At 69.2% G+C, this 26,108-nt stretch carries 23 protein-coding genes; 16 read left to right on the top strand and 7 right to left on the bottom strand.

The annotated features are described in order from the left end of the window. Positions 1–67: 67 nt before the first annotated feature. On the top strand, positions 68–883 hold the full coding sequence (locus ACQPZG_RS08880; RefSeq protein ID WP_433545290.1) for an inositol monophosphatase family protein: 816 nt from the start codon (positions 68–70) through the stop codon (positions 881–883). Positions 884–994: 111 nt separating this feature from the next. Here the strand turns inward: ACQPZG_RS08880 and ACQPZG_RS08875 are convergent, their stop codons facing one another. Then, entirely contained in the window at positions 995–1,171 is a 177-nt protein-coding gene (locus ACQPZG_RS08875; protein WP_433545289.1) for a hypothetical protein, read from the bottom strand. Between the two features lie 339 nt (positions 1,172–1,510). Here ACQPZG_RS08875 and ACQPZG_RS08870 point away from each other — a divergent pair, with 339 nt between their 5' ends. From ACQPZG_RS08870 to ACQPZG_RS08855, 4 genes are all read left to right on the top strand, one after another. After that, the gene (locus ACQPZG_RS08870) at positions 1,511–2,164 is read left to right on the top strand and encodes a response regulator transcription factor (protein ID WP_433545288.1); all 654 of its coding nucleotides are present in this window, start codon (positions 1,511–1,513) and stop codon (positions 2,162–2,164) included. A gap of 7 nt (positions 2,165–2,171) precedes the next feature. Then, the gene (locus tag ACQPZG_RS08865) at positions 2,172–3,416 is read left to right on the top strand and encodes a sensor histidine kinase (protein WP_433545287.1); all 1,245 of its coding nucleotides are present in this window, start codon (positions 2,172–2,174) and stop codon (positions 3,414–3,416) included. A 411-nt stretch (positions 3,417–3,827) separates the two neighbouring features. Further along, on the top strand, positions 3,828–4,124 hold the full coding sequence (locus ACQPZG_RS08860) for a DUF4193 domain-containing protein (RefSeq protein WP_185026814.1): 297 nt from the start codon (positions 3,828–3,830) through the stop codon (positions 4,122–4,124). Positions 4,125–4,137: 13 nt separating this feature from the next. Next, positions 4,138–5,094, top strand: coding sequence for a hypothetical protein (locus ACQPZG_RS08855; protein ID WP_433545286.1), 957 nt, complete (start codon positions 4,138–4,140; stop codon positions 5,092–5,094). A 63-nt stretch (positions 5,095–5,157) separates the two neighbouring features. Here ACQPZG_RS08855 and ACQPZG_RS08850 read toward each other — a convergent pair whose 3' ends face one another. After that, positions 5,158–5,604, bottom strand: a complete 447-nt coding sequence (locus ACQPZG_RS08850) for a DUF3093 domain-containing protein (protein WP_433545285.1) — start codon at positions 5,602–5,604, stop codon at positions 5,158–5,160. Between the two features lie 58 nt (positions 5,605–5,662). On the opposite strand from ACQPZG_RS08850, the gene ACQPZG_RS08845 reads away from it, so the two are divergent. The 8 genes from ACQPZG_RS08845 to ACQPZG_RS08810 all read left to right on the top strand — a co-directional run bounded on the left by ACQPZG_RS08845 (position 5,663) and on the right by ACQPZG_RS08810 (position 13,969). Further along, the gene (locus tag ACQPZG_RS08845; RefSeq protein WP_433545284.1) at positions 5,663–6,289 is read left to right on the top strand and encodes a PaaI family thioesterase; all 627 of its coding nucleotides are present in this window, start codon (positions 5,663–5,665) and stop codon (positions 6,287–6,289) included. After that, entirely contained in the window at positions 6,286–6,852 is a 567-nt protein-coding gene (dut, locus tag ACQPZG_RS08840) for a dUTP diphosphatase (protein WP_433545283.1), read from the top strand. The genes ACQPZG_RS08845 and dut overlap by 4 nt, the downstream gene beginning before the upstream one ends. 1 nt (position 6,853) lies before the next feature. Further along, positions 6,854–7,627 (top strand): DUF3710 domain-containing protein, encoded by a 774-nt coding sequence (locus ACQPZG_RS08835; RefSeq protein WP_433545282.1) that lies wholly within the window; start codon positions 6,854–6,856, stop codon positions 7,625–7,627. A gap of 349 nt (positions 7,628–7,976) precedes the next feature. Continuing rightward, positions 7,977–8,705, top strand: coding sequence for an ABC transporter ATP-binding protein (locus ACQPZG_RS08830; protein WP_433545281.1), 729 nt, complete (start codon positions 7,977–7,979; stop codon positions 8,703–8,705). Between the two features lie 642 nt (positions 8,706–9,347). Further along, a complete protein-coding gene (locus ACQPZG_RS08825; protein ID WP_433545280.1) occupies positions 9,348–11,900 on the top strand; it encodes a DUF4118 domain-containing protein in 2,553 nt (850 codons plus the stop codon). A 41-nt stretch (positions 11,901–11,941) separates the two neighbouring features. Next, entirely contained in the window at positions 11,942–12,628 is a 687-nt protein-coding gene (locus ACQPZG_RS08820) for a response regulator (RefSeq protein WP_433545279.1), read from the top strand. A gap of 90 nt (positions 12,629–12,718) precedes the next feature. Next, on the top strand, positions 12,719–13,117 hold the full coding sequence (locus ACQPZG_RS08815; RefSeq protein WP_433545278.1) for an OB-fold nucleic acid binding domain-containing protein: 399 nt from the start codon (positions 12,719–12,721) through the stop codon (positions 13,115–13,117). A 3-nt stretch (positions 13,118–13,120) separates the two neighbouring features. Further along, a complete protein-coding gene (locus tag ACQPZG_RS08810; protein ID WP_433545277.1) occupies positions 13,121–13,969 on the top strand; it encodes a DUF3159 domain-containing protein in 849 nt (282 codons plus the stop codon). A gap of 143 nt (positions 13,970–14,112) precedes the next feature. On the opposite strand, the gene ACQPZG_RS08805 is transcribed toward ACQPZG_RS08810, so the two are convergent. Next, positions 14,113–14,793: a potassium channel family protein gene (locus ACQPZG_RS08805; RefSeq protein WP_185026835.1), complete on the bottom strand. Its 681-nt coding sequence runs from the start codon at positions 14,791–14,793 to the stop codon at positions 14,113–14,115. Then, positions 14,793–15,458: a potassium channel family protein gene (locus ACQPZG_RS08800; RefSeq protein WP_185026837.1), complete on the bottom strand. Its 666-nt coding sequence runs from the start codon at positions 15,456–15,458 to the stop codon at positions 14,793–14,795. The genes ACQPZG_RS08805 and ACQPZG_RS08800 overlap by 1 nt, the downstream gene beginning before the upstream one ends. A 219-nt stretch (positions 15,459–15,677) precedes the next feature. On the opposite strand from ACQPZG_RS08800, the gene ACQPZG_RS08795 reads away from it, so the two are divergent. Beyond that, complete coding sequence (locus ACQPZG_RS08795; protein WP_433545276.1) at positions 15,678–17,720, top strand: APC family permease; 2,043 nt, start codon at positions 15,678–15,680, stop codon at positions 17,718–17,720. Between the two features lie 179 nt (positions 17,721–17,899). Further along, on the top strand, positions 17,900–19,372 hold the full coding sequence (locus tag ACQPZG_RS08790) for a class I SAM-dependent RNA methyltransferase (RefSeq protein ID WP_433545275.1): 1,473 nt from the start codon (positions 17,900–17,902) through the stop codon (positions 19,370–19,372). A 755-nt stretch (positions 19,373–20,127) separates the two neighbouring features. Here the strand turns inward: ACQPZG_RS08790 and ACQPZG_RS08785 are convergent. Together ACQPZG_RS08785 and ACQPZG_RS08780 are read right to left on the bottom strand one after the other, a co-directional pair. Further along, the gene (locus ACQPZG_RS08785; RefSeq protein ID WP_433545274.1) at positions 20,128–22,035 is read right to left on the bottom strand and encodes a DNA/RNA helicase domain-containing protein; all 1,908 of its coding nucleotides are present in this window, start codon (positions 22,033–22,035) and stop codon (positions 20,128–20,130) included. 134 nt (positions 22,036–22,169) lie between these two features. Beyond that, positions 22,170–24,161, bottom strand: a complete 1,992-nt coding sequence (locus ACQPZG_RS08780) for a DNA/RNA helicase domain-containing protein (RefSeq protein WP_433545273.1) — start codon at positions 24,159–24,161, stop codon at positions 22,170–22,172. A 320-nt stretch (positions 24,162–24,481) separates the two neighbouring features. On the opposite strand from ACQPZG_RS08780, the gene ACQPZG_RS08775 reads away from it, so the two are divergent. Beyond that, positions 24,482–24,841, top strand: a complete 360-nt coding sequence (locus tag ACQPZG_RS08775; protein WP_433549319.1) for an NERD domain-containing protein — start codon at positions 24,482–24,484, stop codon at positions 24,839–24,841. Positions 24,842–24,884: 43 nt separating this feature from the next. Here the strand turns inward: ACQPZG_RS08775 and ACQPZG_RS08770 are convergent, their stop codons facing one another. Next, positions 24,885–25,889: a DUF3800 domain-containing protein gene (locus ACQPZG_RS08770; protein WP_433545272.1), complete on the bottom strand. Its 1,005-nt coding sequence runs from the start codon at positions 25,887–25,889 to the stop codon at positions 24,885–24,887. Positions 25,890–26,108 lie beyond the last annotated feature (219 nt).

Raw genomic sequence — 26,108 nt, 5'->3', positions numbered from 1 at the left:
CCCCGGCCCTCCCGTACGGACGACACCCGTACGCCCCTCCGTCCGCACCCCGTACGCCTGGAGAACCATGACCGACGCCCTCCGGACCGCACTCCTCGCCGTCGCCCTGGAAGCCGCCCGCCGGGCCGGTGAGCTGCTGCGCGACGGCCGCCCGGACGACCTCGCGGTGGCCGCCACCAAGTCCAGCTCCGTCGACGTCGTCACCGAGATGGACCTCGCCGCCGAGAAGCTGATCACCGGTTTCCTCGCGGCTGAGCGTCCGGACGACGGCGTGCTCGGCGAGGAGGGCGCGTCCACCGAGGGCAGCAGCGGCGTCCGCTGGGTCGTCGACCCGCTCGACGGCACCGTCAACTACCTGTACGGCCTGCCCACCTGGGCCGTCTCCATCGCCGCCGAGTACCGGGGGGAGACCGTCGTCGGCGTGGTGGAGGCCCCGATGCGCCGCGAGACCTACCGCGCCGTGCGGGGCGGCGGGGCGTACTGCGACGGCCCCTCGGGCGCCGGCCGACCCCTGGCGGTCCGCCCGGCCCCGTCACTGGAGCGGGCCCTCATCGGCACCGGCTTCGGCTACCTGACCGAGCGGCGACGGCGACAGGCCGACATCGCGGCCCGGCTGATCCCCGGTTTCCGCGACATCCGGCGCGGCGGCTCCGCGGCGATCGACCTGTGCGACGTCGCCGCCGGACGGCTGGACGGCTACTACGAGCGCGGGCTCCACCCGTGGGACTACGCGGCCGGGGAGCTGATCGCCCGCGAGGCCGGAGCGCTGACCGGCGGGCGACCCGGCCAACGGGCTTGCGGCGAACTCACCGTCGCCGCCCCGCCCGGCGTCTTCGAGCCGCTCCAGGGGCTCCTGGACGAGCTGGGCGCCTGGCACGACTGAGGCGCCGGGCGGAACGAAGGACGCCGGGCACGCCCGAGGGGGCCGCGGCACGGCGGAGGGCCCGGTTCCGCAGTGCGGAACCGGACCCTCCCGTGTCTGGTGACGGCCGGATCAGGCGGCGGCCGCGGTGTCGATCCGCACGCCGTGCTCGGCGGCGATCCTGTGCAGGTCGTTGAGCTCTTCCTGCTCCACGTCCACGAGGAAGTCGTCGCCCGCCTCACGCGCCCGGGTCAGGTCCGACTGGGCGTCCTTTATGCGGCTCAGCAGACTGGTGGTGAAAGCGTCCATGTGCGCCCCCTCGTCATGGGTCGGTGGCACGGGGGTGTGCCGGGGGTGGTCCGATCACGCACACGTCTTCTGGGCACGCACTCCCTCTGGGGGACAGAGCGGGCGGTGGCGTGCCCCCTACAGGGCGTGATCGCGGGTGTTCTGTCGTCCTCCCCGCACCGTCCCCGGGGGAAACCTCAACTTCCCCGGGAATCATGGCATTCGCCCGCCCGCAACCCGCCCGCAGGACCGTCCCCGGAGCCCTCGCAGGCCGCCTTACAGCCGGTTTACGGCGGAAACGGGCAGGATGGAGGTCCACGAACACTCCGCCCCCCACGGGCACCACAGGAAGGAACCGACGTGCGCGTACTCGTCGTCGAGGACGAGCAGCTGCTCGCCGATGCGGTGGCCACCGGACTGCGCCGGGAGGCCATGGCCGTCGACGTCGTGTACGACGGCGCCGCCGCTCTCGAACGGATCGGGGTCAACGACTACGACGTGGTCGTCCTGGACCGCGACCTCCCGCTGGTGCACGGCGACGACGTCTGCCGCAAGATCGTCGAGCTCGGCATGCCCACCCGCGTCCTGATGCTCACCGCCTCCGGTGACGTCAGCGACCGGGTGGAGGGCCTGGAGATCGGGGCGGACGACTACCTGCCCAAGCCCTTCGCCTTCACCGAACTGACGGCCCGCGTGCGCGCCCTGGGGCGCCGTACGACGGTCGCCCTGCCTCCCGTGCTGGAGCGCTCCGGCATCAAGCTCGACCCCAACCGGCGCGAGGTGTTCCGGGACGACCGGGAGATCCAGCTGGCCCCCAAGGAGTTCGCGGTCCTCGAAGTGCTGATGCGCAGCGAGGGCGCCGTGGTCTCCGCCGAGCAGCTCCTGGAGAAGGCGTGGGACGAGAACACCGACCCCTTCACCAACGTCGTGCGGGTCACGGTGATGACCCTGCGCCGCAAGCTGGGCGAGCCTCCGGTGATCGTCACGGTGCCCGGCTCCGGCTACCGGATCTGAGGCGCCGGTGAAGACCACGCCCGCACCGCCGGCGGCCCCACCGAAGCCCTCCTGGGACCCCCGGCAGCCGGAACAGGCCTTCCCGTGGATCCGCTCCACCATCCGGATACGGCTCACGCTGCTCTACGGCGGCATGTTCCTGATCGCGGGCATCCTGCTGCTGTCGATCATCTACCTGCTGGCCGCGCAGGCGCTGCGCGACGGCAGCGCCGTGCCGTTCCAGCTGGTCCCGGAGAGCAAGGTCAAGCTGACCGACAACTCCTGCACCGCGCTCAACTCGGGCATGTCCGCGGACGAAGCCAACGCCGCCCTCCAGGCGTGCATCGACAAGCAGCGCCAGCACGCCCTCAACGACCTGCTCAACCGGTCCCTGCTGGCGCTGGTCGGCCTCAGCGTCATCGCCTTCGCCTTCGGGTACGCGATGGCGGGCCGCGTCCTGTCGCCGCTCGGCAAGATCACCCGGACCGCCCGGCGGGTGGCCGGCACCGATCTGTCCCGGCGGATCGAGATGGACGGCCCGGACGACGAGCTGAAGGAGCTCGCCGACACCTTCGACGACATGCTGGACCGGCTGGAGCGCGCCTTCACCGCCCAGCAGCGCTTCGTCGCCAACGCCTCCCACGAGCTGCGTACGCCGCTGGCCATCAACCGGACCCTGTTGGAGGTCCACCTCTCCGATCCCGGCGCGCCGGTGGAGCTCCAGCAGCTCGGCAAGACGCTGCTGGCCACCAATGAGCGCAGCGAACAGCTGGTGGAAGGACTGTTGCTGCTGGCCCGCAGCGACAACCAGATTGTCGAGCGCAAGCCGGTGGACATGGCCGAGGTCGCCACCCGCGCCCTCGACCAGGCCCGCGGCGAGGCTCAGGACAAGGGGGTGGAGCTGCGCGGGGAGCAGAAGCCCGCGGTGGTCCAGGGCAACGGCGTGCTGCTGGAGCGGATCGCGCTGAACCTCGTTCAGAACGCGGTGCGCTACAACGTGGCGGAGACTGGATGGGTCGAGGTGACGACGGAGGTCCAGCACGGGCAAGCGGTGCTGGTGGTGTCGAACACGGGTCCAGTGGTTCCCGCGTACGAGATCGACAACCTCTTCGAGCCGTTCCGGCGGCTGCGTACGGAGCGAACGGGCAGCGACAAGGGCGTCGGCCTGGGGCTGTCCATCGCGCGCAGCGTCACGAGGGCCCACGGAGGCCGTATCATCGCGGAGCCTCGCGAGGGCGGTGGCCTCGTCATGCGTGTCACGCTTCCGGTGTGACAGGCGGCCGGGGCCCGGATCGAGCAGATCCGAGCCGCCAATGCGTTCGCTTTAAGCGGAATCCCCGGGACGGAACCCGGGCGGCTCCGTGTGTGATCGATCACAGGTCGCACTTTCCTGCCACCTACTCTCCGTGATCATCAACCCCCCGTAAAACCGGGAAAAGTCCGGGTTTCCAGGGGGTGGGATCACGGGAAGTACACGGGGTGGCGCTCAGGCAGTGCGACATTCGGACCGTGTACGGTCCCGATCGCCATCCCGGACCAGCACTCCCCGGAGTGCGTCTGAGGTGTCGATTGAGTAACAGACCTTGATGTGAGGCAAAATCTCCGCCTCAGGTCGGGCACAAGTCCGGCCTCTCACGCGTTACTGCGCCTGAGACACCGCAACCACCCAGAGGGGGAGAGCGACATGGCCACGGATTACGACACCCCACGCAAGACCGATGACGACCTCAACGAGGACAGCATCGAAGAACTCAAGGCGCGTCGGAACGACAAGTCGAACACGACCGTCGACGTCGACGAGTTCGAGCAGGCTGAAGGGCTGGAGCTGCCCGGAGCGGACCTTTCCAACGAGGAACTGTCCGTCCGCGTGCTGCCCCGTCAGGCCGACGAGTTCACCTGCATGAGCTGCTTCCTGGTCCACCACCGCAGTCAGCTGGCCCGTGAGAAGAACGGTCAGCCGATCTGCCGCGACTGCGACTAGGACGGGGTCGGCCGTGACTGGCGCGACACCGTTCAGGAAGCGGCCTTTCCGGCGCAAGAAGGCGTCGGAGGCACAACCGGGCGGCAGTGTCCCGACGGACGCCACGCAGGCGTCCGCCGAGTCCACCGCCCTCGTGCCGTCCTCCCACGGGGAAGTCTCCCGGCGGGAAGACGGCGACTTGAGTGACGCCGCCGGCGCACATGACGGCGAGCGGGGCCTCGCGGCCCGGCTCGACGGCACGAAGGGGTCCGTGACCGGGACCCGGCGTCTGGCGGCCCTCAGGCAGGGCGTCCGAAGGAGTGGCGAGGGCGCGAAAGCGGCGCTCGGCCACCTCACCGACCGGGTCATCGAGAACGCGCCGCGCGTTCCGGTACGTGACCTGGCGACCCTGCGCGAACAGTTCCCCGGACTGACCGCAGAGCAGCTCGCCGACAAGCTCGTGGCAGGCGCCGCCAACGGCACCTCGACCGTGGGCGCGGGCGTCGGAATGGCCGCCATGATGCCCGTACCACCCGCCATGCCGGCCGAGCTGGCCGCCGAGATCACCGGCGTCGCCGCGATCGAGCTCAAGCTCATCGCGGAGCTGCACGAGGTCTACGGACAGCGTCCGCCGGGCAACCTCAAGCAGCGCACCGTCGCCTACCTGGGCTCCTGGGCCGAGGAACGCGGCGTCGACCTCACCAAGCCGACCACGCTGAACGCCGCCCTCGGCGGGCAGATGAAGCGCGAGCTGCGCCAGCAGATCATGAAGCGCATGGTGCGCAACCTGCCGAACCTGATGCCGTTCATGGTCGGAGCAGCGGTGGGCGCGGTGATGAACCGGCGCGACACCAGGAAGATGGCCGAACACATCCGCGAGGACCTGCGCGCGAAACAGGTTCCGTGGGACGCGTTGCCGGAGCTGCCGCCGCTGGACCACGCAGCGGAACTCAAGGAGCTGGAGAAGGGCCGCAGGGAACTGGACCCCTAGCAGCCCCTGGGCCCCCGCGGGCCGGCCGTGTCCGGTCGAGCGGCGCCCCGGCGCGCCTTCCCGCTAAGGGGTGCGCGCTGCCGCCAGGACGTCCGCCAGTTCCCGGGGGTGCCGTGTCGAGAGATAGGCGTACGGGGTGGGGTCCTGCGGGTCGGTGATCCGTACCCGTAGTGCGGTGGGCACGTACGCGCGCAGCAGCATGAAGGCGCGCGGGTCGGCCTTGTGCGTGCGCCAGGCGCGGGCCTCCTCGGCGTCCAGCACCTCTGCCTCGCCGAGTGCGGAGAGCGGAATGCGGGCGTCACCCGCGACGAGCGAATCGGCCACCACACGGATCCGCGCCGAACCGTACGCACTCACCACCACGCCCGCCAGGACGATCCCGCCGATCACCCCGCCCAGCATCGGCAGCGGACCGAGCGGCAGCAGGATCAGCCCGCACGAGACCCCCACCAGCACGGTGATGAACCACCAGGAGCGGGGCGCGGTCAGGCGTTCTTCGTAGGACTGCATGACCCTTAGCTTGGCACGGCGCGGCCCGCGCTTCCCTACGCGGGTAAGGTCTGCGCCTGTGAGTACTGACAACCCCCGGGAGGCCACTCCCGGACGCCCGGCCGGCTCGCCGGCCCTGACGCCCCCGGCCGAGGCCATAGCCCCGGTCCGGCACCCCGACGCACCGGCCCCGGGAGAGCTTCTCGGCGCCCACTACGAGCACTGCTTCGGGTGCGGCGGGGAGCAGCCGCACGGGCTGCACCTCCAGGCGCGGGCCGGCGCGGGGCCCGGTGTACGGGTCACGGCCGAGTTCACCGTCAAGCCAGCCCACCAGGGCGCTCCCGGACTCGCGCACGGCGGCGTCCTGGCCACGGCGCTGGACGAGACGCTTGGCTCCCTGCAGTGGCTGCTGCGGGTGATCGCGGTGACCGGACGGCTGGAGACCGATTTCGTGCGGCCCGTACCGGTCGGCACCGTGCTGCACCTCGACGCCGAGGTCACCGCCGTCCACGGGCGCAAGATCTACTCCACGGCGACCGGACGGATCGGCGGCCCCGACGGGCCCGTCGCGGTCCGCGCGGACGCCCTCTTCGTCGAAGTCAAGGTCGACCACTTCATCGACAACGGCCGCCCGGAGGAGATCCAGGCGGTCATGGCCGACCCCGATCAGGTCAGGCGCGCCCGCGCCTTCGAGGTGAACCCATGAGCCGTGCCCCTGTGGATGTGCTGATCCGACGGGTCGACCCCGACGTCCCGCTGCCCTCGTACGGACACCCCGGCGACGCCGGAGCGGACCTGGTCACCACCCGGGCCTGTGAACTCGCCCCCGGTGAGCGGACCGTCCTGCCGACGGGTGTCTCGATCGCGCTGCCCGACGGGTACGCGGCCTTCGTGCACCCGCGATCGGGGCTCGCCGCACGCTGCGGTCTGGCCCTCGTGAATGCCCCCGGGACGGTCGATGCCGGGTACCGTGGGGAGATCAAGGTGATCGTGGTCAATCTGGACCCGCGCGAGAGCGTGCGGTTCGAGCGTTTCGACCGGATTGCCCAACTGGTCGTCCAGCAGGTCGAGAAGGTGCGCTTCCACGAGGTCGCGGAGCTTCCCGGCTCGGCGCGGGCCGCGGGCGGCTTCGGGTCGACCGGCGGCCATGCCGCGGTGGGGCCTGCTGCCGGCGTCACCGTTGCCGGTGGACCGGTGGGCGGCTCGGTGGATGACGCAACGGGTGGGAACTCATACGCTTCGGTCGTAGTCGACCGGGAAGGACAGTGACGTGTTCGGACGTCGCAAGAAGAGCGAATCCGCCGAGGACGAGGCGGGCGTGACCGAGCAGGTCGCCGACGAGGTCTCGGCCGGCGAGGAACTGGAGGACGAGGACGGCCGGGTGCGCAGGGTGAACCTGCCGCCCGCCCCTCGCCCCGACGGCCCCTGGGACGTCTCCGAGGTCTCCCAGCCCGGCGAGGGCCGGGTCGACCTGGGCGGCATCTTCGTGCCCGGGGTCGACGGCATGGAACTGCGGGTCGAGGTCGCGGGCGACGCGATCGTGGCGGCCACGGTCGTACTGCGTGACAGCGCCGTCCAGCTCCAGGCCTTCGCGGCACCGAAGAAGGAAGGCATCTGGGGCGAGGTCCGGGAGGAGATCGCCACCGGCATCACCTCGCAGGGCGGCGTCATCGACGAGGTCGAGGGTCCGCTCGGCTGGGAACTGCGCGCCCAGGTCCCGGTGCAGCTGCCGGACGGCAACAGCGGGGTGCAGCTGGTGCGCTTCGTCGGCGTGGACGGTCCCCGCTGGTTCCTGCGCGGTGTGATCTCCGGGCAGGGCGCGGTGCAGCCCGAAGCGGCGGGCGTGCTGGAGCAGATCTTCCTGGACACCGTGGTCGTACGGGGCGACGGGCCGATGGCGCCGCGCGACCCGATCGTCCTGAAGCTCCCCGACGACGCGCAGATGGTCGCCGAGGGAGTCCAGCAGGAGGAGCAGGGGGAGTCCCGCTTCTCCGGCGGCATGGGGCAGTTGCAGCGTGGCCCGGAGATCACCGAGGTCCGCTGACCCCCTCTCGCGCACGGCTTCGGCCCTGCCGTCGGGCCGGTGGCCCGCACCCCTTTCGAGGGGCGCGGGCCACCGGCCTTCGTGCTGCCGGGGACGACCCGTCGACTTCCCTGCCGCGATCGGGAGTTGATCGCCGCCTGTGCTGTCCGAGGAGCGGCGCGTCCCCGCGTGCGGACGGACCGCGGGCAGGGTGCGCAGTGCGTCCCAGTACCGGGAGCGGCTACGCCGGAGTCCGGCCCGACCTGCCGAAACCCCGCCGGGAGGCGGCAATCCGCCGGTCGGACGACCGTTGTCGGACCCGTCGGCAACAATGGGCGCACGGACAGCGTTACGAGCGGGGGAGCGGGACATGACCGAGAGCGCGCAGACCAGCACCGGCACCGGCACGGTGCTCCAGGACAGTCCCATGGTGCGCGTCGAGGACCTGCACCGCTCCTTCGGAACGGGCGCCGCCGCCGTGCACGCGCTGCGCGGCGTCTCCTTCACCGTGCCGCGCGGCGAGCTCGTCGCGCTCAAGGGACGGTCGGGCTCCGGCAAGACCTCCCTGCTCAACCTCGTCGGCGGGCTCGACAAGGCGGACGAGGGCAGGGTCGTCGTCGACGGCACCGACATGGGCTCCCTCGGGGAGACCGGCCTGCTGGAGATGCGCCGCGACCGCATCGGTTTCGTCTTCCAGTCCTTCGGCCTCATACCGATTCTCAGCGCCGCCGAGAACGTCGGGGTGCCGCTGCGGCTGCGCAGGACCGACCCCAAGGAGCGGGAGGAGCGCGTCGCCCTGCTGCTCGGCCTCGTCGGCCTCGCCGACCACGCGACGCAGCGCCCCGGCGAGCTCTCCGGCGGTCAGCAGCAGCGCGTCGCCATCGCCCGCGCGCTCGCCAACCGACCCGCCCTGCTGATCGCCGACGAGCCGACCGGACAGCTCGACGCGGAGACGGGTCTGGCGGTCATGGAACTGCTCCGCGCCGTCGTGCGCAGCGAAGGCGTGACGGCCCTGGTCGCCACGCACGACGCCCAACTGCTCGGCCTCGCCGACCGCGTGATCGAGCTTCGCGACGGCCGCATCCACGAGAGCGACTGACAGCCACCGCCGCCGACGCGGCCGGCCGACGCAGTCGGGGCCGGGGCACCGACGGGCCGCGCGCGGTCGGCCGGGTGCTGACGGGCCGGGTGCTGTCGGACAGGGTGGCGGGGAGAGTTCCGGACGGGCGCGGGGCGCCTGGCCGGTGTGCGGGACGCGGGCGCGGTCGGACTGGGCGTGGGGCGGCGCGGGCCGCTTGGCCGATTCGCGACGGCGAGTTCTGCCGGACCGGTGTGCGGGACGCGGGGCGGCGCGGTCGGACTGTGCGCGGGGCGGCGCGGGGCGCGGTCGGACAGGGCTCGGGCAGGCGCGGGGTGCCTGGCGGATTCGCGACGGCGAGGTCCGCCGGACCGCGGGCGGGACGCGGACGCGGGGCGGTCGGACAGGGCTCGGAGCGGCGCGGGGTGCCTGGCGGATTCGCGACAGAGAGTTCCACCGAACCGGCGGGCGGGACACGGACACGGGGGCGGCGCGGGGCGCGGTCGGACAGGGCGCGGCGCGCAGGTGCGGGTGCCGGGCGCATCAGAATCCCGTCAAGGCGTTTCCACGACCTGCACCCTGTCCGATACGTCCCGTTCGCTGGACGTAGGGTCGATCCCAGCACACAGGCCGCCTGGGTCGACTGCGAAAGACAATGAGGCCATGGGACGCGGGACACGCGGCACACTCCGGATCTACCTCGGCGCGGCGCCGGGCGTCGGCAAGACGTACGCCATGCTCGCCGAGGCCCACCGCCGGGTGGAGCGCGGCACCGACTGCGTGGTGGCGTTCGTCGAACACCACGGGCGGCCGCGCACCGAGGTGATGCTGAACGGCCTCGAAGTGGTCCCGCGCAAGGAGATCACCCACCGGGGCACCACCTTCACGGAGATGGACCTCGAAGCGGTCCTGGCCCGCGACCCCGCCGTCGCCCTCGTCGACGAGCTCCCGCACACCAACGTTCCCGGCTCCCGGCACGCCAAGCGCTGGCAGGACGTCGAAGCGCTGCTCAGGGCCGGGATCGACGTCATCTCCACGGTCAACATCCAGCACCTGGAGTCGCTGGGCGACGTCGTCGAGTCCATCACCGGCGTGCGGCAGCGCGAGACGGTCCCCGACGAGGTGGTCCGCCGGGCCGACCAGCTCGAACTGGTCGACATGTCGCCGCAGGCCCTGCGCCGTCGCATGGCGCACGGCAACATCTACCAGCCCGACAGGATCGACGCCTCCCTCTCGCACTACTTCCGCCCCGGCAACCTCACCGCCCTGCGCGAACTGGCCCTCCTGTGGGTCGCCGACCGGGTCGACGAGCACCTCCAGCAGTACCGCGGCGAACACGACATCCGCACCACCTGGCAGGCCCGCGAACGCATCGTCGTCGGAATCACCGGCGGACCCGAGGGCCGCACGCTCATCCGCCGGGCCTCCAGGATGGCCGCCAAGGGCTCCGGCAGCGAGATCCTTGCCGTGTACATCGCCCGCAGCGACGGCCTCACGTCCGTGTCCCCCAAGGAGGTCGCCCTCCAGCGCACCCTCGTGGAGGACCTGGGCGGAACCTTTCACCACGTCATAGGCGACGACGTGCCCAGCTCCCTGCTGGAGTTCGCGCGCGGCGTCAACGCCACCCAGATCGTGCTCGGCTCCAGCCGCCGCAAGACCTGGCAGTACGTCTTCGGCCCCGGCGTCGGCCAGACCGTGGCCCGCGACTCCGGGACCGACCTCGACGTCCACATCGTCACGCACGAGGAGGTCGCCAAGGGGCGCGGGCTGCCCGTCGCCCGGGGTGCGCGGCTCGGCGCGTCCCGCATTCTGGCGGGCTGGCTGACCGGCGTCGTCGGCCCGCCGCTGATGACGCTGCTGCTGCTGGGCATCCACCACGGTCCCGGCCTGGCCAACGACGTCCTGCTCTACCTGTTCCTGACCGTCGCCGCCGCCCTGCTCGGCGGTCTGTGGCCCGCCCTCGCCGCCGCCGCCTCCGGCTCCCTCCTCCTCAACTTCTTCTTCACGCCCCCCACCCGCACGCTCACCGTCGACGACCCCAAGAACATCGTGGCCATCGCGATCTTCTTCGCGGTCGGCGTCTCCGTCGCGTCCGTCGTCGACCTCGCCGCCCGCCGCACCCAACAGGCCGCCCGGCTGCGTGCGGAGTCCGAGATCCTCTCCTTCCTGGCGGGCAGCGTCCTGCGCGGCGAGACCACCCTCGACGCCCTCCTGGAACGCGTCCGCGAGACCTTCGCCATGGAGTCCGTCGCCCTGCTGGAACGCGCCGGCGGCGTCGATCCGTGGACCTGCGCGGGCAGTGTCGGCCCGAAGCCCGCCGAGCGCCCCGAGGACGCCGACGTGGACATGCCCGTCGGCGACCACATGGCACTCGCCCTCTCCGGGCGCGTGCTGCCCGCCGAGGACCGCCGGGTGCTCGCCGCCTTCGCCGCCCAGGCCGCCGTCGTGCTCGACCGGCAGCGCCTCGTGGGACAGGCCGAGGAAGCGCGCCGGCTGGCCGAGGGGAACCGGATCAGGACCGCGCTGCTCGCCGCCGTCAGCCACGACCTGCGTACCCCCCTCGCCTCCATCAAGGCCGCCGTCACCTCCTTGCGGAGCGACGACGTGTCCTGGTCGGAGTCGGACGAGGCGGAACTCCTCCAGGGGATCGAGGAGGGCGCCGACCGGCTCGCCCACCTCGTGGGCAACCTCCTGGACATGTCCCGCCTGCAGACCGGCACCGTCACCCCGCTGATCCGCGAGACCGACCTCGACGAGGTCGTCCCGATGGCACTCGTCGGGGTGCCGGACGACAGCGTGGAACTGGACATCCCGGAGACCCTGCCGATGGTGGCCGTCGATCGCGGCCTGCTGGAGCGCGCCGCCGCCAACCTCGTCGAGAACGCCGTCAAGTACAGCCCGCCCGGCGTGCCCGTCACGGTCGCCGCGAGCGCGCTCGGCGACCGTGTGGAGGTACGGGTCGCCGACCGCGGCCCCGGTGTCCCCGACGACAGCAAGGAACGCATCTTCGAGCCGTTCCAGCGGTACGGGGACGCCCCGCGCGGCGCCGGAGTGGGCCTCGGTCTCGCGGTCGCCCGAGGCTTCGCCGAAGCCATGGGCGGCACCCTCGCCGCCGAGGACACCCCCGGCGGCGGCATGACCATGGTCCTCACCCTCAGGATGGCCCCGGGGCAGTCACCCGTGCGCCCCGAGTTCCCGGCCCAGGCCCTCTCATGACCCCACCGACGACAGCCCAGACAGCAGTGAGGAAGGTCCCCATGACCCGGGTGCTCGTGGTCGACGACGAGCCGCAGATCGTGCGCGCCCTCGTGATCAACCTGAAGGCGCGCAAGTACGAGGTGGACGCCGCCGCCGACGGCGCCTCCGCCCTCCAGCTCGCCGCCGCCCGCCACCCCGACGTGGTGGTGCTCGACCTGGGCCTGCCCGACATGGACGGCGTCGACGTCATCAGGGGACTGCGCGGCTGGACCCGGGTGCCGATCCTGGTGCTGTCCGCCCGGCACACCTCGGACGAGAAGGTCGAGGCGCTGGACGCGGGCGCGGACGACTACGTGACCAAGCCCTTCGGCATGGACGAACTCCTCGCCCGGCTGCGGGCCGCCGTCCGCAGGACCGAACCCGTCGGCGCGGCCGAGGAGGGCGACGTCCTCGTCGAGACCGAGGGCTTCACCGTCGACCTCGCGGCGAAGAAGGTGCACCGGGACGGCCGCGACGTGCGTCTCACCCCCACCGAGTGGCACCTCCTGGAGGTGCTCGTACGCAATACCGGCCGGCTCGTCAGCCAGAAACAGCTCCTCCAGGAGGTCTGGGGGCCCTCGTACGGCACGGAGACCAACTACCTGCGCGTGTACATGGCCCAGCTCCGCCGCAAGCTGGAGACCGACCCGGCCCACCCGAAGCACTTCATCACCGAACCCGGGATGGGATACCGCTTCGAGCGGTGAGCCCCCGGGGCCGGCCGCGGGCGGCGCTCCCGCACGGGGCCGCACTACGGCGGGTGACCACGCCGGTCCACTCCCCGGTACGCTTCCGGTATGAGTGCCGTACCTCGCCCCGAGAAGCCGACCGGGCGATTCCGCCGGATGCTCGACCGCCTGTCCACCTCCCAGGAGGACCTGCACTGCACGGAGCTCCAGGAGGACGCCCACGCCGTCGGCTGCACCCCCATTTCGGCCTGCGACGACCGGCAGATCGTCAAGGTGACTGGTACGTTGCGCACGGTCACCCTGCGCCCGCGCGCGGGGGTGCCCGCCCTGGAGGCCGAGCTGTTCGACGGAACGGCACCGCTGGACGTCGTCTGGCTGGGCCGCCGCTCCATCGTGGGCATAGAGCCCGGCCGCAAGCTGATAGCCACCGGCCGGATATCCATGAGCCACGGCCGCCGGGTCCTCTTCAACCCCAAATACGAACTCCGACCGCTCGGACAGGAGTAGCCGGTGACGTCATTCGACAAGCCGACCACGACCCCCCACCAAGGCGATGACGCCTCCCCCCGGGCCGCCGCCCCGGGTGCCGCCGTCGAGTCCGCCCTCCGCGAGGCGCCGGACTCCCCGCAGCCCTACGTCGTCCCGCAGGACGCGCCCCCCCAGGACCCCGCCGCGAAGGCGGCCACCGAGGCCGCGCTCTTCGAGGCGTTCGGCGGCGTGCGCGGCATGGTCGAGACGGTGCTGCCCGGCCTGCTGTTCGTGACGGTTTTCACGATCAACAAGGACCTGCACACGTCGGCCATCGCGGCGCTCGGCGTCTCGCTCCTGATGGTCGTGGCCCGTCTGGTCCGCAAGGACTCCATGAAGCACGCCTTCAGCGGGGTCTTCGGCGTCGCCTTCGGTGTGGTCTTCGCGATGATGACGGGCAATGCCAAGGACTTCATGCTGCCCGGCATGCTCTACACGCTGGGCCTCTCCCTGGCGTACCTGATCTCCGCGGCTGCCGGGGTGCCGCTGATCGGCCTGATGCTCGGCCCGGTCTTCAAGGAGAACCTCTCCTGGCGCACCCGCAACCCCGGTCGCAAGAAGGCGTACACCAGGGCCAGCTACGCCTGGGGCCTGATCCTGCTCACCAAGTGCGCGATCCTCTTCCCGCTGTACTGGTGGGCGGACACCACCAAGTTCGGCTGGGTCGTCGTCGCACTCAAGATCCCGCCGTTCCTGCTCGCCGTCTGGCTGACCTGGATCTTCCTCGCCAAGGCGCCCGCGCCCATCGACGTGTTCGCGGAGATGGAAGCCGAGGAGAAGGCCGAGAAGGAGCGCAAGGCGGCAGCCGGCGCGCAGCGCAACGAGGCGTAGCCGCCCGACGAGCACATGTCCTGACATATATGTCCTGACATGACGACCGGATGCACCTGTACGTCCTGACATGCAGGTCGGACACGAGAACACGGGAGGGGGCCCCGCACCGAACGGTGCGGGGCCCCTCCTTTTGCGCGCACTCAGCTCTTCGGCACGTCCTCATGGCGTACCGACAGAAGGTCCTCCAGCTGTTCCTCGCGGGCCTGAGCGGCCACGAACAGGAGTTCGTCACCCGGCTCCAGCGTCTCCTCGGGCGTCGGCGTGAGCACGCGCGAGCCTCGGATGATCGTGACGAGCGAGGTGTCCACCGGCCAGTCCACGTCCCCGACCTGCGTACCCGCCAGTGCCGACTCCGGCGGCAGCGTCAGCTCGACCAGGTTGGCGTCGCCGTGGCTGAAGCGCAGCAGCCGGACGAGATCGCCGACGCTCACCGCCTCCTCGACCAGCGCCGACATCAGCCGCGGCGTGGACACGGCGACGTCGACGCCCCACGACTCGTTGAACAGCCACTCGTTCTTCGGGTTGTTGACCCGGGCCACCACCCTCGGCACCCCGTACTCGGTCTTCGCGAGCAGCGAGACCACGAGATTGACCTTGTCGTCACCGGTCGCCGCGATGACGACGTTGCAGCGCTGCAGGGCCGCCTCGTCGAGCGAGGTGATCTCGCAGGCGTCGGCCAGCAGCCACTCCGCCATCGGCACCCGCTCCACCGAGATGGCGGTGGGCGCCTTGTCGATCAGGAGCACCTCGTGCCCGTTCTCCAGGAGTTCGCCCGCGATGGAACGCCCCACCGCGCCGGCCCCGGCAATCGCGACCCTCATCAGTGACCTTCCTCGGGGCCCAGCGAACAGGCCGCCTCGACCTTCACGATCTCGTCCGTACGCATCATCACGTGCACCAGGTCGCCCTCCTGGAGCACCGTCTGGGAGGTCGGCAGGATCGCTTCGCCCAGTCGCGTGAGAAACGCGACACGCACGCCCGTCTCCTCCTGCAGCTTGCTGATCTTGTGCCCGATCCAGGACGGCGCGATGTGCACCTCGGCGAGCTGCACACCCCCGCTCGGGTCCCGCCACAGCGGCTCCGCCCCGGAGGGCAGCAGCCGGCGCAGCATCTGGTCGGCGGTCCATCGCACCGTGGCGACCGTCGGGATGCCCAGTCGCTGGTACACCTCGGCCCGGCGCGGGTCGTAGATGCGCGCGGCGACGTGCTCGATCCCGAACATCTCCCGGGCCACCCGGGCCGCGATGATGTTCGAGTTGTCGCCGCTGCTGACGGCGGCGAACGCGCCCGCGTCCTCGATGCCCGCCTCACGGAGGGTGTCCTGGTCGAATCCGACACCGGTGACCCTGCGGCCACCGAACCCGGAGCCCAGTCGGCGGAAGGCCGTGGGGTCCTGGTCGATCACGGCGACCGTGTGCCCCTGCTGTTCCAGAGTCTGCGCGAGAGCGGCTCCCACTCGCCCGCAGCCCATGATGACGACGTGCACGTCCGTCCTTCCGGCCGTTAAGAGTCCATCAATAGTTTTCGTGTGCTTTTTGTCCGACTCACTAGAGTCGCAGACCGCCGCCAAAGCTACACACGCGCGGTGGCCCGCGGGGACTCCTGGTGGCGACCTTCAACGTTGTGCAAAAGACGAATCGAGGATTCCCGGCGGGCCGGGGGTGGTGGACGAGCCACGCCCTTTCGACCGCTTACGATCCTCTGCGTGTCCAAACTGACCGACGTGCCCAAACGGATCCTGATCGGGCGGGCCCTGCGCAGCGACAAGCTGGGAGAAACGCTCCTCCCCAAGCGCATCGCACTTCCCGTCTTCGCCTCCGACCCGCTCTCCTCCGTCGCCTACGCGCCCGGAGAAGTCCTGCTCGTGCTCTCCATCGCGGGTGTCTCGGCGTACCACTTCAGTCCGTGGATCGCACTGGCCGTCGTCGTCCTGATGTTCACGGTCGTCGCCTCGTACCGGCAGAACGTCCACGCCTACCCCAGCGGCGGCGGCGACTACGAGGTCGCCAACACCAACCTCGGTCCGAAGGCGGGACTCACCGTCGCCAGCGCCCTGCTGGTCGACTACGTCCTGACCGTCGCCGTGTCGATCTCCTCGGGCATCGAGAACCTCGGCTCCGCCGTCCCCTTCGTCGTCGAGCACAAGGTCCTCTGCGCGGTCGCCGTCATCGTCCTGCTGACGCTGCTCAACCTGCGCGGGATGAAGGAGTCCGGGAAGCTCTTCGCGATCCCCACGTACGTCTTCGTCATTGGCGTGTTCATCATGCTGGCCTGGGGCGCCTACCGCGCCTTCACCGGCGACGACATGACCGCGCCCACCGCCGAGCTGGAGATCAAGCCCGAGCACCCGGGACTGGCCGGCTTCGCCCTGGTTTTCCTCCTGCTGCGCGCCTTCTCCTCCGGCTGCGCCGCCCTCACCGGCGTCGAGGCGATCTCCAACGGCGTCCCCGCCTTCCGCAAGCCGAAGTCGAAGAACGCCGCCACGACGCTGGCCATGATGGGCACCCTGGCCGTGATCATGTTCTGCGGCATCATCGCGCTCGCCATGGAGTCCGGGGTCAAGATGGCCGAGAAGCCGGCCGTCGACCTGGTCCGCGACGGAGTGCCGGTCGGCGACTCGTACGTCCAGAACCCGGTCATCTCCCAGGTCGCCGCCGCGGTGTTCGGCCAGGGCACGTTCTTCTTCGTGCTGCTCGCCGCTGCCACCGCGCTCGTCCTGTTCCTGGCCGCCAACACGGCGTACAACGGCTTCCCGCTCCTCGGCTCGATCCTCGCCCAGGACCGCTACCTGCCCCGCCAACTGCACACCCGCGGCGACCGACTCGCCTTCTCCAACGGCATCGTCCTCCTCGCGGGCGCCGCCGTCCTGCTGGTCGTGGTCTACGGAGCCGACTCCACCAAGCTCATCCAGCTCTACATCGTCGGCGTCTTCGTGTCCTTCACCCTGAGCCAGACCGGAATGGTCCGGCACTGGAACCGGCACCTGAAGAGGACCAGGGACCAGGCCAAGCGCCGCCGCATGATCCGCTCGCGCGCGATCAACGCCTTCGGCGCCTTCTTCACCGGCCTCGTCCTCGTCGTCGTCCTCGCCACCAAGTTCACCCACGGAGCCTGGGTCGCCCTGCTCGGCATGGTGATCTTCTACGGAACGATGACCGCCATCCGCAAGCACTACGACCGGGTCGCCGACGAGATCGCCGCCGCCGACGGCCCCTCCGACGACAGCCTGCGCCCTTCCCGCGTGCACTCCATCGTCCTCGTCTCCAAGGTCCACAAGCCGACGCTGCGGGCGCTCGCATACGCCAAGCTGATGCGTTCGGACCGCCTCGAAGCGCTCTCCATCAGCGTCGACGCGACCGAGACGAAGGCGCTGCGCGACGAGTGGGAGCGGCGCGGCATCAACGTCCCGCTCAAGATCCTCGACTCCCCGTACCGCGAGATCACCCGCCCCATCGTCGAGTACGTGAAGGGCCTGCGCCGCGAGAGCCCGCGCGACGTGGTCTCCGTGTACATCCCCGAGTACGTGGTCGGCCACTGGTACGAGCACCTCCTGCACAATCAGTCCGCCCTGCGCCTCAAGGGCCGCCTCCTCTTCACCCCGGGCGTGATGGTGACCTCCGTCCCGTACCAGCTGGAGTCCTCCGAAGCGGCCAAGAAGCGGGCCAAGCGGCGCGCCGACTGGAACGCCCCGGGGGCGGTACGGCGGGGCCCGGTCGACCGACGTCCCAAGGAGACCTCGAAGGGCTGATCCGCTCACCCGCGGGGAGAGGCTCGCCCCGCCCGGCGGGTGAGGGCCTGCCGACCGCGTCGCGGCCAGGCTGGCCAGGCTGGTCAGGCTTGCCTTGGTAGGACGGCCGGACGACACCCACGTAGACTGGTGGGCTGTTGTCCGGCCGTTTCCCTTTGATCCCCTGGAGCCACCCCACCATGCAGTCCGAATCCCAGGCATCGAAGGAAGCGGCCGCCCCGCAGGAGCACCAGGCCGCGCCGCTCGGCACGGAGCCGGACGCCGCGTCCATCGGCCACGAGCGGAAGGCCGCGTCCGCCGCCCAGGAGCCCACGACCTCCCCCGTCGGGCAGGAGGAAAAGGTCTCCCTCGTCGGTACGGAGTACGAGGTCGAGGTCGGTCCCGTCGCGCACGGCGGCCACTGCATCGCCCGTACCGCCGAGGGCCAGGTCCTGTTCGTACGGCACACCCTCCCCGGCGAGAAGATCGTCGCCCGTGTCACCGACGGCGACGAGGGCGCCCGCTTCCTGCGCGCCGACGCGGTGACGATCCTGGAAGCCTCCAAGGACCGCGTCGAAGCCCCCTGCCCGTTCTCCGGCCCCGGCAAGTGCGGCGGCTGCGACTGGCAGCACGCCAAGCCCGGCGCCCAGCGCCGCCTCAAGGGCGAGGTCGTCGCCGAACAGCTCCTGCGCCTCGCGGGCCTCACGCCCGAGGAAGCCGGCTGGGACGGTACGGTCATGCCCGCCGAGGGCGACAAGCTTCCCGCGGGTCAGGTCCCGCAGTGGCGGACCCGCGTTCAGTACGCCGTCGACGCCGAAGGCCGGGCGGGCCTGCGCAAGCACCGCTCGCACGACATCCAGCCCATCGACCACTGCATGATCGCCGCCCCCGGAGTCTCCGAACTCGGCATCGAGAAGCGCGAGTGGCCGCAGATGGCCTCTGTCGAAGCCATCGCCGCCACCGGCTCCAGCGACCGCCAGGTCGTCCTCACCCCCACCCCCGGCGGCCGCCTCCCCCTCGTCGAACTCGACAAGCCCGTCTCGGTCCTGCGCGTCCACGAGAAGGACGGCGGCGTCCACAAGGTGCACGGCCGCGCCTTCGTCCGCGAGCGCGCCGACGGCCGCACCTACCGCGTCGGCATGGGCGGCTTCTGGCAGATCCACCCGCAGGCCGCCGACACCCTGATGCGCGCGGTCATGCAGGGCCTCATGCCCCGCAAGGGTGAGACCGCCCTCGACCTCTACTGCGGCGTCGGCCTCTTCGCGGGCTCGATCGCCGAACGCGTCGGCGACCAGGGCGCCGTCCTCGGCATCGAGTCCGGCAAGCGCGCCGTCGAGGACGCCCGCCACAACCTGGCCTCCATGCCCCACGTGCGCGTCGAACAGGGCAAGGTCGAGCAGGTCCTCCCGCGCACCGGCATCACCGAAACCGACCTGATCGTCCTCGACCCGCCCCGCGCGGGCGCCGGCAAGCAGACGGTCAAGCACCTGGCGACGCTGGGAGCGCGGAGGATCGCGTACGTGGCCTGCGACCCGGCGGCGCTGGCGCGGGACCTGGGGTACTTCAAGGAGGGCGGGTACAGGGTGCGGACGCTGCGGGCGTTCGACTTGTTCCCGATGACGCACCATGTGGAGTGCGTGGCGATTCTGGAGCCGGTGAAGAAGGACGATTGATCTGCTGTTTCTACGACATGTGTAGCTCTCGGCTCGGTCGGTCGACCTTTTTCCTGGAGTGCGTCACGTGGAGCGCCTCTGCGGGCCTTGAAAGGCCGGCAGAGGGTGTCTGACGTGGTAGTTCGAAATGTGCCCTTCTGGGTGGTGCGGTAGTTACACGCGATATCGCCTTGCTGAAATGATGTTCTGTCGCGAATGGTGACGCTCGTTCGACGCATACGTTGACGGGTCATCAGGAGGGCGGTCACAGCGTGACTAGCGTGATCGCAGGGGTTGCGGCTGAGGACGGCAGCTTTGGTGGTGCGGGACGGTGGCATCGGTGTTGGCTGAGATCACCGGGCGGCAACAGGCCCGTGAGTTGTGCGCTCCAAGGGGGAGGCCTGGCCGGGTGGGCCAGCATGGTGTATGGCTGGTACTCAAAGCCCACGGCAACGACCCCGAGCCGCCCGTTACCGTGCTGTCATTACTTCTGGAGTTTCCCACGGAAGCCATCGAGGAGGTCCTGGACACCGAGTTCGATTCCGGCGTCTGCGAACTGGTGTCGAGGCACCGCAGGCTGACCGCTTGCGGGTACGGGTTTTCCGGACGTCGGCTCATCCGTGCTAGCAGTCGGAAGGTGCTGGCGTTTCACAGCCCTCGTTGGCATTCAAGCTGCTGGTAGCGGGGATCCCCATGGTCCGCCACAAGTCATCGACCGATCAGTTGCGAGGCCTCGAGTGCCTCGTCTGCCCACGTGACTTCCTCCACTCCAACCGTTAGACCGGCTGAACGGAACTGGTCGCTCGCACCTCGGGGTGAAGCAGCGAGCGGAGTTTGGCGCGGGTCTCCGAGTCGGTTGAGTAGATGACTGTTCCGACCATGCCGCGTGTCAGCAGGACCTTGTAGGTGTTGCGGATCAACCGACTGATGTCCTTCTCCGGAGTGACAATCTTGCCAGTCCGCTTCGTCAACGCGGGGTCCTTGGAGGCAGTGCGGTCGGTGACCCAAGCGTCCTCTCTCCAGACCAAATCAGGGCCCATGATCACCCCACTCCAGTCGTACTCGAAACCCTGTGCCGTATAGACACAGCCGATCTGACCAAAACCAGCTGGATCTGTGGCCCAGAGAGCAGAGGGCGGAGCGCCCATGATCGACCGGTCCCCTTTGACGTTCCATGGGCGCAGCCAGTCTCCGATTCGCACATCGGCAGGGAGCGGTTCTCCGGGTTTGGGGTCCGACCAGGGCCAGCAGAAGCCGGCTGAGATTCTGGCCGTGTAGCCCTTCTCCTGCTTTTTCCGCAGAAAGTCCTCCATCGCGGAGGGTGAGTCGGCGACTTCGAGTTCCATACGACCGTCCGGCTCCCAGGGTTCCGGACCGTTGTTCTCGAGCGCAAGCAGATGGACCACCCACCGCAGGTAGGCATCACTGCCACCGCAGCGGAACTGGCTGTCCAGCGCCACTACACGGCAGCGAAGATCCTTCTGGGCTGCTGCGGCTTCGATCTCCTCGACAGTGCCTGTTTCCCCCGGCCGTACCGTCTGATGCTGGTCCAGGAGGAAGACGGGTACGCGCGCGACGTCGATCAGTTCCTCGAGCTGCCGTTTTCCTGTCCGTTGTGCCGCCGGAGTGAAGCGGCTGGCCGAGGTTTCCCGGATTCGATGGGCCTCGTCGCACACCAAAACATCAAGGCTATTGCGTTCGGCGGCCCCGAAGCTGTTGAAGTACTTGAAGAGCTCACGCACTTCCGGTTTGCGCGCGCCCGCTACCTTGCGCATGGTCTTGGTGAACGACTGCGAACCGGTGGCATGCAAAGCCGGAACACCACGCCGGTACATTTCGCCGAGCACAGACAGTGCGATGACGCTCTTGCCGGTTCCGGGGCCGCCGGTGATGACGACGATCTCCTTGTGGTCCGATGCGCGGGCTCGGGTAACTGCCTTCAGCACCGTCTCATACGCAATCCGCTGTTCGTCGAGAAGTACGAACTGCTCGCGTTCGCGCACCTCTTGTGCGGCAACGCTCAGCAACTGCTTTGACGGTTCAACTTTGGCGACCAGCAACTCGTCGGCCGCCGCCGCTCCCGAGGCGGGCGCCAACTTCGTCTGCAGGTAGGTAAGGAATTCGCCCCGGCGGTCGGCCGTGAAAAGTCGGCCCCGCTCGTCGAGCGGGACCTCGGCCAGACCGGAGGCGCCGAACTCGGTCGCGTTGTGAAGGTACGCAGCACCGTAGATGCGCTCGGGGTGCTGTGCGAGTGCTCCATTGAAGGCGACCAAGTAGTCGCAGTAGCCGCGTACTTGTTCAATGGGGTTCAGGACTGGTCGCGGATACCCGTCGACACGGCACAGCAGGGGGTCGATGTCGTCGTCGGGGTGTGCTTCACTCCACTGTTTGAGCTCGACAACGACGTATGACGGCTCTCCTGTCTTCGGATGCACTCCGGCGAGTACGGCGTCCGCACGCTTGCTGGTGAGCGGAAGTCCGAATTCGATGAGAACTTCGACCTGGCCGAGCCCGGCATCGAGGAGAACGTTGGCAAGGGCGGGAAGACTGCGCGCCCAGGAGCGCACCTCCGAGGCGCCGGGGCGATGCCCGTGGACGTGAGTGAACTGCTCGACGAGGTGGAGGGGCAATGACCCTTCGAGAAGTCGCGCAGCAACAGCAGTGGCCGAGTCACGAAGCAGCAAGACATGCCCCCAGGCAGCACGAAGTATCTCGTGCGGGTGGGGGCATGTCCTGCGGCGGAAGCCCGGCGGGCCGCATGAATGATTGATCGAATGCTATCGAAACGATTCATGGGCTCACCGCCGGGTTCGCGACGTCAGTGCTGGACGATCTTGCGCATGCTGCTGGGCAGTGGATGCTGCACCGATGTGATCAGGTGCCCACGCAACGCGTCTCGCGTCTCCTCGTCCGTGGAGTGGACGACAACCCCCATGATCCCGCGGGTCAGAAGGACGTGGTACGCGTTGCGGATGCATCGTTCGATGTCGACCTGAGAGATGCTCTTCGGTTTCAGTTCCGGGTCGAAGGTCGCCGTTCGATCCGTGATGAACTGCCCTTCCCGCCACAACAGGTCAGGACCGAGGATGACGCCCACCCAGTCGAACTCGAAGGTCTGAGAGGTGTAGACGCAGCCGACCTGGTGAGATCCGCGGGGGTCCGTGGCCCAGAATTCGGCGTCCGGCGCCCCTTCCACAGCGAACCCCGGCTTCACGTTCCAGGGCTTCCGCCACTCGCCGAGCGTGACGTCGGGAATCAGCTCGCCGTTGGTGTCGGGCTTGCTCCAGGGCCAGCAGAAGCCCGCGACGATCCGGGTACTCGCCCCTTCGAACCGTCGCATGGAGAGAAAGTCCTCCATTTCCTGAGCAGTTTCAGCGAGCTCTACTTGCATGCGGCCGTCCGGGACCCAGGCCTGAGGCGTGCGGATGCCCACGCTGAGCAGTCGCAGCACCCAGTCCCGGTAGTACGCGCTGCCCTGTGCCCGGAACATTCCGCCCAGGTCGATCAGGGTGTGTTTCAGCCCGAGCGCCCTGGCGCGTTCCACCAGGTACTCCGCAGTGCCGACCTCGCCCGGCCGCAGGGACTGCCAGTCGTCCAGGAGAAACACGGGGACACGGGCGGCTTCGATGATCTCGTCGGCCTGCGGGCGTGGGTTTTCCCGCTCCTCCCGCGACGTGTACTGGTCGATGGAGTGTCGCCGGATCCGGTGGGCCTCGTCGCAAATCACCACGTCACAGCTGTCGGAGGAAAGCTTCTTCAGCTGGTTGAAATAGGTGAACAGTTTGGTCGCTTCCCGGTCGAACTTCCCCTTCATCCGGGGCGGGGCCTGCTGAATGTGGCCTTCTCGCAACGTCTTGGTGAGCGCCTTCGCGCCGGACGCGTGTCGGACATCCAGACCGGCTGAGGCCAGGGTGCGCCTCAGCTCCAAAGCGATCGCGCTCTTGCCGCTGCCGGGGCCGCCGCGGACGATGATCACTTCTTTGATCCCGCCGTTGCGTACACGTTGCACTGCCTCGTGGACGTCTTGGTGAGCGAGTTCCTGATCATCCAGCAACTCAAACAGGTGGGCGGATCCTCCGTGCAGGGGCTGGTTGACGTCGGTGATCTTCGGCAGTGGACGGTCGGCGGAGTCGACGAGTGCCTGTGCCGCTTCGGCACCGGGTCGCGGGGCCAGTCTTGCGCCCAAGAACCTTCGGAACGCTGCCATGCGGTCGGCGGTGTAGAGCCGACCATGGTTGCTGGCTGGGAGCTCGAAGAGTTCTCGCACATCGTCGTCGTGAGCGTTGTGCAAGAGCACAGCGCCAGCCGTACTATCCGGCTTGCCGTTCAGCACGACTTTGTACTGAACCATGTAGTGGCAGTACTTCTGCACCTGCCGGACGGGGTGGAGTTTCCACTTTGAGTAGCCAAGATCGACCGCAACCGACCGCTCGGGGTGCACCGTAGCCTTCCGCTGCTGTTTCAGCTCGATCAGCACATAGGAGGGCATACCGCTGCCAGGGTGCACTCCTGCGAGCAGTACGTCGACATCTCCGTCCGTGTGCGGCAGTCCGAACTCGATGAAGACCTCTACATCGTCCAGGCCGAGCTCATGGAGGGAGCCGATCACCGACGGAAGGCTGTTCTCCCACGCCTCGACCAGAGTTTTCCCCGGGGGCGTACCCTCGTCGTCCGGTTTGGTGCTCCGCTTGTGCTGGTCCTTGTATGCCTGAATGAGGCGTTCGGTCAGGGGGCGGTGGCTCATCCCGGGCTGTCGCTCGATCTCCTTGACCAAAGCGGAAGCGGATTCCCGGAGCAGATACAACGGCAAGGACTTCTCCCACGGCACGCGAAAACTCGTGCGGGTGGAGGCGTGTCCTGCAAACGGAAGCCTGGCGGGCCGCGATGACGAGAGGAACGCTAGCCCGACTTTCGGGGCGAGGGGGCGGATCGCGCCAAGCTCTCACGGAAAACGGACAGGGGGCCGCTGTGGCCGGTCCATGAAGGGGCCTACCTGCGAGGTAGGCTCTCACAGGATTTTTCATGGCAGGGCATACGCACAGGGATTTGCTGGGCGCGGCGGAGGCCGGATCGTGACACCAGGAAGCGCAGCCGCGGTACCCGAGCGGGGCCCGCCTCCGAGGCCCGAGAATCAGTGGGAATCAGTGGGAACAGGAGCGTCCCCCGCCGTATCCCTGGGAGCGGGACGCGCTGGATCATGTGCGTCGGCTGATGCCGTCGGCCGAACCGTACCGGGCCTGGGCCACCTTCTCCTTCACCGCGCAGTCCGTCCGCATCAACGAGTGCGACGTGCTCATCGCCGTCCCGGCCCGGCTGTACCTGGTCGAGATCAAAAGGTATCCCGGCCGCCTCCGCATCTCAGGCTCGACCTGGAATGCGGCGCTGCCGCCCCGACTCGCGGAGAAGACCCTGGCGACGCAGCTGGCGGACCTGGAGGGAGCCACTGTCGCACTCCAGGAGAACGTACGGTGCACCCGCCGACCCGATTGATCCTCACGGCCGCGGGTTCAGTAGGGCTCAACTTTCTGCTCAATTACGAAGAGGAAGAATCCGGTCCAGAGAACGCCGCCGCAGTGGCCAGGTCGAGCGCGGAACCCTGGTGGGGGACGCCGGTCGACGGCGCGGTCACTGACGGGACGGCCGGGGTGAAGAGCGTGCGGGCAGAACGGTGCCCGCGTGCATCGGACACCACCACTCCTCCGGTCCACTTTCCCGTCGGCGACTCGTAGCGGTGCTGCAGTTTGGCGATCCGAGGGCAGTGCCGGTCGCGTACGTCCACGAACCCCGGGTCGCAGTGAACATTGCCGACGGCTGCCAGGTCCCCGGCATAGGTCACGGCGGCGGCGGGCGCCAGCACTGCGCTCACCAAGAGATCGGCGATCTGCAGACCGAGGTGGGTGCTGCTGTGGCCGAAGACGGGGGACTCGGGGAGGTGCGGCAGAGGGTCACCGCCCTTGGCGAACTTCCTGGTCGTCACGCAGTGCACATTTTCAGTGTTGTCCCGGGGGTTGCGGCTGTCCAGGATGACGATTCCGCTGCTGGACCGTTCGGCGAGGAAGTGCTCGAAGTTGCCGCACAGTGCGTTCACCGATGCTGCGTACATGGCAGTGTCATCGTTGACGACACCGTCCTGCTTCACCCAGATTCGAGCCATGACCCGGCAGTCGCGCCGCTCCAGGATGGTCAGTAGGTGATCGAGGAAGCCATGCGCCATCCGCCGCTGGTTGCGACCAGGCCGACGGAAGGACTTGCGGATCGTCTCACCCTTGATCTCGTGATGGACGACCTCGCTCAGGGTGGGAACCTTGCAGAGCTCGGGGCGGAACTTCTTCTTCAGCGCAATGAAGTCCCAGGCAAGGCCCCTGAGTTGACTCTCCGGAACGGTGAAACCGCCGATCGCCATGACCGGGACCGAGTCTGCCACCGCAGGGTTGAGTACCTGCCCGGTCCCGGACTCGTCGAGGTAGCACAGGTGCAAGACGTTCCCCCTGAAGCACAAACAGCTATGGCCGACCCCAAATCCTTGGGGGACGGCCATAGGAGGTTCCACGCCCAGCAACGCCGGGTCGCAGAGTGGTGTTCGTTCTGATCGCAGCGTAATCCAGCCGGTACCTGCAGGCAATGTCGGGGCCGGCGCCTTCGAGAGCAGGTGGCTCCCCGACGCACGGGTATGTGCCTGCTGGGTCGGCCGAACCCGCGGGCGGAGCCGATCTCGCTGGCCTGGGAGCGTGCAGGAGGTACGAGACAAGGTGAAGAT

Origin of the sequence: Streptomyces sp. CA-294286 (assembly GCF_050947155.1) — a bacterium.
Classification (GTDB): Bacteria; Actinomycetota; Actinomycetes; order Streptomycetales; family Streptomycetaceae; genus Streptomyces.
Note: the sequence above shows the minus strand (reverse complement) of the source record. Positions and strands in the feature narration are given on the sequence as shown.

Bases quoted from the DNA above. Each gene is read 5' to 3' on its own strand.
- ACQPZG_RS08790 (WP_433545275.1), top strand. From the start codon at position 17,900: ATGCAGTCCGAATCCCAGGCATCGAAGGAAGCGGCCGCCCCGCAGGAG.
- ACQPZG_RS08770 (WP_433545272.1), bottom strand. From the start codon at position 25,889: ATGGCCGTCCCCCAAGGATTTGGGGTCGGCCATAGCTGTTTGTGCTTC.
- ACQPZG_RS08825 (WP_433545280.1), top strand. From the start codon at position 9,348: ATGGGACGCGGGACACGCGGCACACTCCGGATCTACCTCGGCGCGGCG.
- ACQPZG_RS08875 (WP_433545289.1), bottom strand. From the start codon at position 1,171: ATGGACGCTTTCACCACCAGTCTGCTGAGCCGCATAAAGGACGCCCAG.
- ACQPZG_RS08860 (WP_185026814.1), top strand. From the start codon at position 3,828: ATGGCCACGGATTACGACACCCCACGCAAGACCGATGACGACCTCAAC.
- ACQPZG_RS08815 (WP_433545278.1), top strand. From the start codon at position 12,719: ATGAGTGCCGTACCTCGCCCCGAGAAGCCGACCGGGCGATTCCGCCGG.
- ACQPZG_RS08820 (WP_433545279.1), top strand. From the start codon at position 11,942: ATGACCCGGGTGCTCGTGGTCGACGACGAGCCGCAGATCGTGCGCGCC.
- ACQPZG_RS08850 (WP_433545285.1), bottom strand. From the start codon at position 5,604: ATGCAGTCCTACGAAGAACGCCTGACCGCGCCCCGCTCCTGGTGGTTC.
- ACQPZG_RS08880 (WP_433545290.1), top strand. From the start codon at position 68: ATGACCGACGCCCTCCGGACCGCACTCCTCGCCGTCGCCCTGGAAGCC.
- dut (WP_433545283.1), top strand. From the start codon at position 6,286: ATGAGCCGTGCCCCTGTGGATGTGCTGATCCGACGGGTCGACCCCGAC.
- ACQPZG_RS08805 (WP_185026835.1), bottom strand. From the start codon at position 14,793: ATGAGGGTCGCGATTGCCGGGGCCGGCGCGGTGGGGCGTTCCATCGCG.
- ACQPZG_RS08830 (WP_433545281.1), top strand. From the start codon at position 7,977: ATGACCGAGAGCGCGCAGACCAGCACCGGCACCGGCACGGTGCTCCAG.